This is a genomic window from Streptomyces phaeochromogenes (assembly GCF_001418655.1).
In the GTDB taxonomy this organism is placed as follows: Bacteria; Actinomycetota; Actinomycetes; order Streptomycetales; family Streptomycetaceae; genus Streptomyces; species Streptomyces phaeochromogenes.
Window position 1 is genome coordinate 1 of the sequence record NZ_LIQZ01000208.1, and the last position, 11807, is coordinate 11807.

Consider the following 11807-nt stretch of genomic DNA (forward strand, 5'->3'; position numbering starts at 1 on the left):
CGAACTCGTGGACCAGCCGGCGGATCCGTTCGGCGATCAGCTCGGCGCTCAGGCCCGCGCACCCGGTGAGCGCGGCGGCGAGGCCGTCGTCGTCGTCGAACTGCCGGTGTCCGCTGCGGCGCTCGGTCACGCCGTCCGTGACGCACAGGAGGCTGTCGCCGGGGCGCAGCTCGAAGGTGCCGCAGAGGTAGCTGGCGTCCTCGAAGACGCCGAGGAGGGTCTGCGGCTGGGCCACCTCGCCGACCTTCCCGGACGGTTGCAGGAGCAACGGCAGGGGGTGCCCGGCGGAGGCGACCGTGCAGTGCACTCCGCCGTCGAAGGGCACCAGCTCGCCGTAGAGGAGGGAGAGGAAGCGGGTCTGCGGCCCCTCGTCCGCGAGCCCGGTGCCGCCCGCGGACACCAGGGCCCGGGCGGCGGCGTCGGCGGCCTCGGTCGCGTCGTCGAGGAGCAGCTGGTTGAGGCGGTCGAGGACGTCGGGCACCTCGTACCCCTCCCGGGCGAGGAGTCGCAGCCACGGCCGGGCGAGGCCGATCACCACGGCCGCCTCGGGCCCCTTGCCCTGTACGTCGCCGAGGGCGAAGCACCAGCGGCCGTCGCCGGCGGGGAAGAGGTCGTAGAAGTCCCCGCTGGGTCCGCCCTTGTCGCACGGCTCGTAGACGAGCGCGCTGCGTACGCCGGGGATCTCGGCGACCGCCCCGGGCAGCAGTCCGCGCTGCAGTACGCGGCTGATGGTGGCCTGGCGCGCGTACTGCCGGGCCGCGCCGATGGCGAGCGCGACGCGGCGGCTGAGGTCCTCGACGAGCCCCGTGATCTCGTCGGGGAAGCGGGTCTGCCCGGCCCGGCCGATCACCAGCGTGCCGAGCGGTCTGCCGCCCGCGATCAGCCGGAACGCGAGTGCCGATCCGCCGGTCGCCCGCGCTCCCAGCACCTCGGCGGGCCACGGCACGGGCACGGGCCCGGCGCGGTCCGATTCGGGCAGCTCGGGCGGGTCCTTCTCCAGGAGCCGGCGCAGTTCCTCGATGCGGTTCTCGCTGCCGTGCCAGACGCGGGCGAGCCGTGGCCCGCCGACGACACCTCCGTCGGAGCGGCCCGGGGCCTCGTCCTCCAGCCACACCGCGCACCAGTCGGCGAGCCGCGGGACGAGCAGCTGCCCGGTGAGCGCGGCGACCAGGTCCTCGTCGAGCTGCCCGGCGAGCAGGTCGGAGGCCTCGGCGAGGAAGGAGAGGACGCCACGGCTGCGCCAGTCCTGGTCCTGCATGCCGCGGCGGGGTGCGGGGGCGAGGATCTCGGCGGCCCGCTGCCCGCGCCGCAGCGCATGTTCGCCGTCGTACGCCTCCGGCTCCGCCTCCTCCTCGGCGGTCGCGGTCCCGTCGACGGGCAGGCGTGCCCATACGGTCTTGACGCCGGTGCGGTAGGTGATGCCCCAGGCGTCGGAGAGCGCGGAGACCAGGTGCAGGCCCCGGCCGTACTCGACGATGTCGTAGGGCCGCTCGGCCCCGTCGTCGCGCACCACGCGCGCGGGGTGATGGTCGGAGACCTCTATGACGAGGACGCCGGAACCGGGGCCGGGCCCTGGCCTGGAGTCGTTGCCCGAACCGTCGCCCGTGTTGCTGCGCGAGCCGTCGTGCGTGTCGATGCCCGAGCCGTCGTGCGAGGTGAACGCCCGTGCGGTTCCGGCGGCTGCCGGGCAGTCCTCCGAGCAACGGCCGAGCCGGCACAGCAGCTCCACGTCCGTGCCGGCGTGCACCACCGCGTTCGTGACGAGTTCACTGACGACCACCATGGCGTCGGCGACGAGCAGATCGGTGATGAACTCGGCGCCGGGCAGGGCGAGTTCGGTCCATTCGGCGAGCGCTGTGCGGACGAACCGACGGGCGGCGCCCGGCGCGAGAGGGTTGCCCGGTAAGGACGTACGTGCCACCGCCCGCGGGCGCTCTGGCGCACCAGCAGCACGGGACATGGACTCCCGTTGCGTCGGTATGGGCCCCACTGTGCGGCTCCCTGAGCAGTTCGGACGATACGCCTCAGACGATGCGGACAGAGTGACAGACTGGCCACGCCCATAAGCGCCGAGTTACCGAAGTTGGGCCACCATGAGTGAGAACAGTGCTACGCGTGTGCTCGAAGACGGACAGATTCGGGCATCAGATCTGCGTCCTCTGCTCGCCGCCATGACCGCCGCCCGGGACGGCGACTTCAGCAAGGTGCCCGAATCGGGCCACGGGCTGGCGGCCGAGCTGGTCACGGTGTTCAACCAGATCCTGGACCGCAGCCTGCACTTCAACTCCGAGGTGCAGCGCGTCCGCCGCGAGCTCGTCCGTCACGGCCGGCTCGACGAGCGGCTCTCCGCGAGCCCGGGCCAGGGGCACTGGACGACCCGGGTCAACGACGTGAACCAGCTGCTGGACGCGCTGGTGGCGCCGGCCGCCAACGCGACACGGGTGCTCGACGCGGTGGCGGGCGGCGACCTGACCCAGCGCGTCGACCTGCACGACGGCAACCGTCAACTACGGGGTGACCTGCGCCGGTTGGGCCGGACGGTCAACAAGATGGTCGATCAGCTGTCCCTGTTCACCGGCGAAGTGACCCGGGTGGCCCGTGAGGTCGGCACGGAGGGGCGGCTGGGCGGTCGCGCCAAGGTGACGGGCCTGTCGGGCAGTTGGCGGGACGTGACCGAGGCCGTGAACACGATGGCGTCCCGGCTGACCGCCCAGGTCCGGGACATCGCCCTGGTCACCACGGCGGTGGCGCGCGGTGACCTGACCCGCACGGTGACGGTCGAGGCGACCGGTGAGCTGCTCGAACTGAAGCTGACCGTGAACACGATGGTGGACCAGCTCTCCGCCTTCGCCGACGAGGTCACCCGCGTGGCCCGCGAGGTGGGTACGGAGGGCCAGTTGGGCGGCCGGGCCCAGGTGCGCGGTGTGTCCGGGGTGTGGAAGGACCTCACCGACAACGTCAACTTCATGGCCTCGAACCTGACTTCACAGGTGCGGAACATCGCCCAGGTCACCACGGCCGTCGCCAACGGCGACCTGAGCCAGAAGATCACGGTCGACGCGCAGGGCGAGATCCTGGAGCTGAAGTCGACGATCAACACGATGGTCGACCAGCTCTCCGCCTTCGCCGACGAGGTCACCCGCGTCGCCCGCGAGGTGGGCACGGAAGGGAACCTGGGCGGGCGCGCGCAGGTGCGGGGCGTGTCCGGGGTCTGGAAGGACCTCACCGACAACGTCAACTTCATGGCGGACAACCTGACTTCACAGGTCCGCAACATCGCGCTCGTCTCCACCGCCGTGGCCCAGGGCGACCTCGGCAAGAAGATCACGGTGGAGGCGAAGGGCGAGATCCTGGAGCTGAAGTCGACCATCAACACCATGGTCGACCAGCTCTCCGCCTTCGCCGACGAGGTCACCCGCGTCGCCCGCGAGGTCGGCACCGAGGGAAACCTCGGCGGGCAGGCTCAAGTGCGGGGCGTGTCCGGGGTCTGGAAGGACCTCACCGACAACGTCAACTTCATGGCCCTGAACCTGACTTCGCAGGTGCGGAACATCGCCCAGGTCACCACGGCCGTGGCGAACGGCAACCTCGGCAAGAAGATCACGGTCGACGCGCGCGGCGAGATCCTGGAGCTGAAGGACACCGTCAACACGATGGTGGAGCAGCTGCGCGCCTTCGCCGACGAGGTGACCCGCGTGGCCCGCGAGGTCGGCACCGACGGACGGCTCGGTGGCCGCGCCCAGGTCCTCGGTGTGTCCGGCGTCTGGCGGGACCTGACGGACAACGTCAACTACATGGCGGACAACCTGACTTCACAGGTCCGGAACATCGCCCAGGTCACCACGGCCGTCGCCAACGGCGACCTCTCCAAGAAGATCGACGTCGACGCGCGCGGCGAGATCCTGGAGCTGAAGACGGCGATCAACACGATGGTCGACACGCTCTCCTCCTTCTCCTCCGAGGTCACCCGCGTGGCCCGCGAGGTCGGCTCCGAGGGCCAACTCGGCGGCCAGGCACGGGTGGAGGGTGTGTACGGCACCTGGAAGCGCCTGACGACGAACGTGAACGAGCTGGCGTCCAACCTCACCACCCAGGTCCGCGCGATCGCCGAGGTGGCGTCCGCGGTGGCCCAGGGCGACATGTCCCGCTCGATCACCGTGGAGACACAGGGCGAGGTCGCCGAGCTGAAGGACAACATCAACCTGATGGTGTCCAACCTCCGCGAGACCACCCGAGCGAAGGACTGGCTGGAGTCCAACCTGGCCCGGCTGGCCGCGCTGATGCAGGGCCACCGCGACCTGATGGAGGTCGCCGACCTGCTCCTGCGCGAGCTGACCCCGCTGGTGAACGCCCAGTACGGCGCGTTCTTCCTGGCCGACCCGGACGAGGAGAGCGCCTCCCTGCGCACCACCGTTCCCACGAAGGGACTGGCGTTCATCGCCGGGTACGGCTCGGCGCAGGGCGCCACGGTCGAGACGGGCGGCCTCCCGGTGCACGGCCTGGTCCAGCAGGCGGCCCGCGAGAAGAAGAGGATCCTCGTCGAGGAGGCCCCGCCGGACTACATCAAGATCAACAGCGGGCTCGGCGAAGCGGCTCCCGCCAGCGTGGTCATCATCCCGATCCTCTTCGAGGACAAGCTCCTCGGTGTGATCGAGCTGGCCTCCTTCTCCCGCTTCTCCGACGTGCACCTGGCGTTCTTCGACCAGTTCGTGAACACCATCGCCGTCGCGATCAACACCATCATCGCCAACTCCCGTACGGAGTCCCTGCTCGGCGAGTCGCAGCGCCTGGCCATGCAGCTGCAGGAACGCTCGGACGAACTCCAGATGCAGCAGGCCGAGTTGCAGCGCTCCAACGCCGAACTGGAGGAGAAGGCGGCGCTGTTGGCCACCAGCTCCCAGTACAAGTCCGAGTTCCTGGCGAACATGTCGCACGAGCTGCGCACCCCCCTCAACTCGCTGCTGATCCTGGCCCGGCTGCTGTCCGACAACCCGGACGGCCATCTCTCGGACCAGGAGGTGCAGTTCGCGACGACGATCCACCGCTCGGGCTCCGACCTCCTCCAGCTGATCAACGACATCCTGGACCTGTCGAAGATCGAGGCCGGCCGGATGGACGTACGCCCGAAGAAGCTGCCGCTGATCAAGTTGCTCGACTACGTCCACGCCACGTTCCGGCCGCTCACGCTGGACCGGGGGCTCGCCTTCGAGGTGACGGTCGGCGAGGACGTACCACGCGAGATGTACTCGGACGAGCAGCGGCTGCAGCAGATCCTGCGCAACCTGCTCTCGAACGCGATCAAGTTCACCGCGACGGGCCGGGTCGAGCTGCGCGTCAACCGCGTCAAGGACCCCGAGCACCGCTACACCCGCGAGAAGAGCGACAACGTGATCGCCTTCGCGGTCTCCGACACCGGCATCGGCATCGCCCCGGAGAAACTCCCGGTGATCTTCGAGGCGTTCCAGCAGGCCGACGGCACGACGAACCGCAAGTACGGCGGCACGGGCCTCGGCCTGTCCATCAGCCGGGAGATCGCGGGCCTGCTGGGCGGCCGCATCATCGCCGAGAGCATGCCCGGCAGCGGGTCCACCTTCACGCTGTACGTGCCGGTCGTCAGCCCCGGGCACTCGGCGACCGAGCCGGGCGCCGAGGAGCGGGCCGTGCCCCTGCCCGAGCAGCTGTCCACCGAGCCATACACCGCCCACGACCAGGACGACAGCTGGCCGACACCCACCAAACTGGAGGCGTGGAAGGCGGGGCGAGCAGGCCAAGTTCTCCCCGGGCGGCGGGTGTTGATCGTGGACGACGACATCCGCAACGTCTTCGCACTCACCCACGTACTGGGCCGGGTCGGGATGCCCGTCCTGTACGCGGAGAACGGGCGCGAGGGCATCGAGACACTGGAGCGCAATCCCGACGTCCAGCTCGTACTGATGGACATCATGATGCCGGAGATGGACGGCTACGAGACCATCTCCGCCATCCGCCGCACTCCGCGCTGGGCCGGACTTCCCATCGTCGCCCTCACCGCCAAGGCGATGCCGGGCGACCGAGAGAAGTCCATCGCACGCGGTGCGAACGACTACGTACCCAAGCCGGTGAACGTCGATCAGCTGCTGACCGTCGTCTGCGCGCTCCTGGACCCCGAGAGCACGGATGCCGAGGAGCAGGGCCTCTCCGTCGCGACCGGCGCAGCGGAACCCGCCGGTTCCGGTGCGCCCGAGTCCGTCGCATCGGAGGAGCCCACCGTCCCGCCGGCGAACCAGTGAGGCAGGCAGTCAATCACCATGAGCACTGAAGGCTCGACCGACGAGCGCGCCAGCATCCTCCTCGTGGACGACATGGAGGACAACCTGATCGCGCTGGAGGCCGTCCTGGGGTCCCTCAACGAACCGCTCGTACGCGCCCGTTCGGGCGAGGAGGCGATGAAGGCGCTGCTGCGGCAGCGGTTCGCCGTCGTTCTGCTCGACATCCGGATGCCGGGCATGGACGGCTTCGAGACGGCCGCGAACATCAAGCGGCTCGACCAGACCAAGGACGTACCGATCATCTTCCTGACCGGCACGGACTCCGACGCGGGCTACGCGTTCCGCGGGTACGCGACCGGAGCCGCCGACTATCTCACCAAGCCGTTCGACCCCTGGGTGCTGCGTGCCAAGGTGACCGTCTTCCTCGATCTGCACCGCAAGAACCGGCAGTTGGAGCGGATGCTCGCCCGCGAGCAGGCGCAGTTCGACGAACTCGCCGACCGCCTGCGCGCGATCGAGACCCACATGGCGACCAGCGACCTCGAGGACGTCCTCGAACTCCGCCACCACATACGCCACATGGAAGACCTGCTGCGCGAAATGCGAAGGGGGCGGGGTCTGTGACCCCGCCCCCCAAGAACGCTCCGAGCTGCTTACTCCTCGCGGAGAACCCGCTGCGCGGCTAGGCCTCGCGCGACCCCGCGTACATCTCGTCGATCAAGTGCTTGTACTCCCGCTCCACGACCGGGCGCTTCAGCTTCAGGCTGGGGGTCAGTTCGCCGTGTTCGATGTCGAGGTCGCGCGGGAGGAGCTTGAACTTCTTGATGGTCTGCCAGCGCTGGAGGCCCTCGTTGAGGGTCTTGACGTAGCCGTCGATGAGCTCGACCGTCGCGGGGGCGGCGACGACCTCGGCGTACGACTTGCCCGACAGGCCGTTGTCCGCGGCCCAGCCGAGGATCGACGGCTCGTCGAGGGAGATGAGCGCGGTGCAGAAGTTCCGGTCGGCGCCGTGCACGAGGATGTTGGAGACGTACGGGCAGACGGCCTTGAACTGGCCCTCGACCTCGGCGGGCGAGATGTACTTGCCGCCCGAGGTCTTGATGAGGTCCTTCTTGCGGTCCGTGATCCGCAGATAGCCGTCGGGGGACAGTTCGCCGATGTCGCCGGTGTGGAACCAGCCGTCGGACTCCAGGACCTCGGCGGTCTTCTCGGGCAGCCCGTGGTAGCCCTCCATGATGCCGGGGCCGCGCAGCAGGATCTCGCCGTCGTCGGCGATACGCACCTCGGTGCCGGGCAGCGGCTTGCCGACCGTGCCCGTGCGGTACGCCTCGCCGGGGTTCACGAAGGAGGCGGCGGACGACTCCGTGAGCCCGTACCCCTCCAGGATGTGGATGCCGGCGCCCGCGAAGAAGAAGCCGATCTCGGGCGCGAGGGCCGCCGAGCCGGAGACGCAGGCGCGCAGGTTGCCGCCGAAGGCCTCGCGGATCTTGGCGTAGACGAGCGCGTCGGCGACCTTGTGCTTGGCCGAGAGGCCGAAGGGCGCGGAGGCGGTGCCGGTGCGGCGGAAGTTGTCCTGCGTGGCCTTCGCGTACTCGCGGGAGACGCCGGCCGCCCACTGGAAGATCTTGTACTTGGCGCCGCCGCCGGCCCGTGCCTTGGCCGCGACCCCGTTGTAGACCTTCTCGAAGATGCGGGGCACGGCGGCCATGTACGTCGGCTGCACGACCGGCAGGTTCTCGATGATCTTGTCGACGCGGCCGTCGACCGCGGTGACGTGTCCGACCTCGATCTGGCCGGACGTGAGCACCTTGCCGAAGACGTGCGCGAGCGGCAGCCACAGGTACTGGACGTCCTCCTGGCCGACCAGACCGGTCGCGGCGATGGCCTTCGCCATGTACGACCAGTTGTCGTGCGGCAGCCGGACGCCCTTGGGGCGGCCCGTGGTGCCGGAGGTGTAGATGAGGGTGGCCAGCTGGTCCTTGGTGATCGCCCCGACCTTCTCCTTGATCAGGTCGGGGTTCTTCTCCAGGTACGCGGCGCCGCGGGTCTCCAGCTCGGCGAGCGTGAGGACCCACTCGCTCGACTCCACGCCGGCCGGGTCGATCACGACGACTTGGGTCAGCTCGGGCAGGTCACCGCGCTTGTCCAGGGCCTTGGCGAGCTGCGCCGCGTCCTCCGCGATCAGCACCTTGCTCTCGGAGTCGGCCAGGATGAAGGCCGACTCCTCGGCGTTCGTCTGCGGGTACACCGTGGTCGTCGCCGCGCCCGCGCACATGATGCCGAGGTCGGCGAGGATCCACTCGACGCGGGTCGAGGAGGCGAGCGCGACGCGCTGCTCCGGCTGCACGCCCAGCTCGATCAGGCCGGCCGCGATCGAGTAGACCCGGTCGGCCGCCTGCGCCCAGCTCAGGGACTTCCAGTCGTCCGGGCCCTCGCCCGAGGCGGGCGGCACCGGGTAGCGGTACGCCTCCGCGTCCGGCGTCGCCGCCACGCGCTCCAGGAAGAGGGCCGCCACGGACGGCGGACGGTTCTCGATCAGGGTCTGTGTGTCGCTCACGACATCCTCCGGGGCCCGCGACAGTGCGTGTGGCTGGCTGATTGCGGTTGGCTCTGACAGTTGGCTCAGGGGCAGATTGGTGCTGGTGACTCACTGGCGACTGGCTCAGCGCACTCGTTGTTTAACTCACGAGTAACCAACGAGTGGTGATCAGAGTAAAGCCCGTCCGCCCGGTGCGTAAGGGGCGGCGTGCTGTCACTTCCTACAGAGCGTGGGCGGAACGCGGCAGTCCGTTGACGCGGCGGGCCCGCCGCGCGAAAGCGCGACGGGCCCGTGATTCCGCGGCCGTCCGACGACCGGGCCGGCGGCTACTTCTTGCCCTTGCCCGAGCCGGCGGCGTCGTCGCTGGACAGAACGGCGATGAAGGCCTCTTGCGGAACCTCCACAGAGCCCACCATCTTCATCCGCTTCTTGCCTTCCTTCTGCTTCTCCAGCAGCTTCCGCTTACGGGAGATGTCACCGCCGTAGCACTTGGCGAGGACGTCCTTCCGGATGGCGCGGATGGTCTCGCGGGCGATGACCCGGGACCCGATGGCGGCCTGGATGGGGATCTCGAAGGCCTGGCGCGGGATGAGCTCGCGCAGCTTGGCGACGAGCCGCACCCCGTACGCGTACGCCGCGTCCTTGTGCGTGACGGCGGAGAAGGCGTCGACGCGGTCGCCGTGCAGCAGGATGTCGACCTTCACCAGCGAGGCGTCCTGCTCGCCGGTGGGCTCGTAGTCCAGGGAGGCGTACCCGCGGGTCTTGGACTTCAGGTTGTCGAAGAAGTCGAAGACGATCTCGGCGAGAGGGAGCGTGTAGCGGATCTCGACCCGGTCCTCCGACAGATAGTCCATGCCGAGGAGGGTGCCGCGGCGGGTCTGGCAGAGCTCCATGATCGAGCCGATGAACTCGCTGGGAGCGAGGATCGTGGCCCGGACGACCGGCTCGAAGACCTTGTCGATCTTGCCCTCGGGGAACTCGCTCGGGTTGGTGACCGTGTGCTCCTTCCCGTCCTCCATGATCACGCGGTAGACCACGTTGGGCGCGGTGGCGATGAGTTCGAGGTTGAACTCGCGCTCCAGGCGCTCACGGATGACGTCGAGGTGCAGCAGGCCGAGGAAGCCGACGCGGAAGCCGAAGCCGAGGGCCGCGGAGGTCTCCGGCTCGTAGACCAGGGCGGCGTCGTTGAGCTGAAGCTTGTCCAGCGCCTCGCGCAGGTCGGGGTAGTCCGAGCCGTCCAGCGGATACAGACCCGAGAAGACCATCGGCTTGGGGTCCTTGTACCCGCCGAGGGCCTCGGTGGCGCCCTTGTCCTTGCTGGTGATCGTGTCACCGACCTTGGACTGACGGACGTCCTTCACGCCGGTGATGATGTAGCCCACCTCGCCGACGCCGATGCCGTCGGCCGGCGTCATCTCGGGAGACGAGACGCCGATCTCAAGAAGCTCGTGCGTGGCACCGGTCGACATCATCTTGATGCGCTCGCGCTTGTTGAGCTGCCCGTCGATGACACGGACGTACGTGACCACGCCCCGGTACGAGTCATAGACCGAGTCGAAGATCATCGCGCGGGCGGGCGCATCGGCGACCCCGACCGGGGCCGGGACGTCACGGACGACCCGGTCGAGGAGCGCGTCCACACCCATGCCGGTCTTCGCCGAGACCTTGAGCACGTCCTCGGGCTGGCAGCCGATGAGGTTGGCGAGCTCCTCGGAGAACTTCTCGGGCTGGGCGGCCGGGAGGTCGATCTTGTTCAGTACGGGAATGATCTTGAGGTCGTTCTCCATCGCCAGGTAGAGGTTGGCGAGAGTCTGCGCCTCGATGCCCTGAGCGGCGTCCACGAGGAGGACGGTCCCCTCGCAGGCGGCGAGCGACCGGGACACCTCATACGTGAAGTCCACGTGCCCGGGGGTGTCGATCATGTTGAGGATGTGGGTCTTGCCCGGATCCTCGGTCGGGGCCCAGGGCAGCCGGACCGCCTGGGACTTGATCGTGATGCCGCGCTCGCGCTCGATGTCCATGCGGTCGAGGTACTGAGCGCGCATCTGCCGCTGATCGACCACGCCGGTCAGCTGGAGCATCCGGTCGGCGAGCGTGGACTTGCCGTGGTCGATGTGCGCGATGATGCAGAAATTGCGGAGCAGCGCCGGGGCGGTACGGCTCGGCTCGGGCACATTGTTAGGGGTCGCGGGCACGCAGGGTCCTGTCTCTTGAGGCGCCTGTCGCCTCGGGTCGGATCGATACGTAGGCTCCATGGTCCCACGGGCGGGGGCGTGCGACCGGTTTGGGCCACTCGTGCGGTGACTGGTAGCCTGAACAGCTGTGTCTCATGCCCTCTCTGCAGGAGGCACATCCTCAAGAAACCAAACGGCGCGTGAGGCGTGTGGGTGGGGCGTGTTTCGTTTCCCGTTCTCGTTTCTCGCGTGCCAGAACCTGAGAAGGCTCATTCGTGGCGAACATCAAGTCCCAGATCAAGCGGATCAAGACCAACGAGAAGGCTCGGCTGCGCAACAAGGCCGTCAAGTCTTCGCTGAAGACCGCGATCCGCAAGGCCCGTGAGGCTGCTGCCGCGGGTGACGTCGAGAAGGCCACGGAGGCCGCGCGCGAGGCTTCGCGCAAGCTGGACAAGGCTGTCTCGAAGGGCGTCATCCACAAGAACCAGGCCGCCAACAAGAAGTCGGCGCTTGCTTCCAAGGTCTCCACCCTCAAGGGCTGAACTCACTTGATTTGACCGCCGGAAGGACCTGAGCGGGCCCTCTCTCATCCGCTCCCGACCGGCACCCCGACTCGTACGCGATCTGCGTTCGCCACGCGGGTACGAGTCCCCCGCACGATCCGAGGCCCCAGCTTCTCCCCCTTCCCCAGGGGGAGGGTCGGGGCCTTTGGCGTGTGGGGGTTGCGCTGTAGCGGCGAGGTTTGTGTTGCGGGGGCGCTGGGGGCGTGACCGGCGCATTTCAGCCCGTCCGGCGTTTGAGGACGAGCGCGTCAGCGCGATACGGGGGCCTGGGGGCGGAGCCCCC

At 68.9% G+C, this 11807-nt stretch carries 6 protein-coding genes; 3 read left to right on the plus strand and 3 right to left on the minus strand.

The genetic code is table 11. The features are described from left to right. The coding region (locus tag AOK17_RS26800; protein WP_079053304.1) for a SpoIIE family protein phosphatase at positions 1-1960 on the minus strand (1960 nt) is incomplete at its 3' end. A 211-nt stretch (positions 1961-2171) separates the two neighbouring features. Here AOK17_RS26800 and AOK17_RS26805 point away from each other — a divergent pair. Continuing rightward, positions 2172-6269: a HAMP domain-containing protein gene (locus AOK17_RS26805; protein WP_245697368.1), complete on the plus strand. Its 4098-nt coding sequence runs from the start codon at positions 2172-2174 to the stop codon at positions 6267-6269. Positions 6270-6287: 18 nt separating this feature from the next. Then, positions 6288-6872 carry a response regulator gene (locus tag AOK17_RS26810; protein ID WP_055615120.1) on the plus strand — a complete coding sequence of 195 codons (585 nt, stop codon included), beginning with the start codon at positions 6288-6290 and terminating at the stop codon, positions 6870-6872. 58 nt (positions 6873-6930) lie between these two features. On the opposite strand, the gene AOK17_RS26815 is transcribed toward AOK17_RS26810, so the two are convergent. After that, positions 6931-8805, minus strand: a complete 1875-nt coding sequence (locus tag AOK17_RS26815; protein ID WP_055615121.1) for an AMP-dependent synthetase/ligase — start codon at positions 8803-8805, stop codon at positions 6931-6933. Positions 8806-9113: 308 nt separating this feature from the next. Next, the gene (gene lepA, locus AOK17_RS26820) at positions 9114-10982 is read right to left on the minus strand and encodes a translation elongation factor 4 (RefSeq protein WP_055615122.1); all 1869 of its coding nucleotides are present in this window, start codon (positions 10980-10982) and stop codon (positions 9114-9116) included. Between the two features lie 254 nt (positions 10983-11236). Here lepA and rpsT point away from each other — a divergent pair, with 254 nt between their 5' ends. After that, complete coding sequence (gene rpsT / locus AOK17_RS26825; RefSeq protein ID WP_055615123.1) at positions 11237-11503, plus strand: 30S ribosomal protein S20; 267 nt, start codon at positions 11237-11239, stop codon at positions 11501-11503. Positions 11504-11807: the final 304 nt, after the last annotated feature.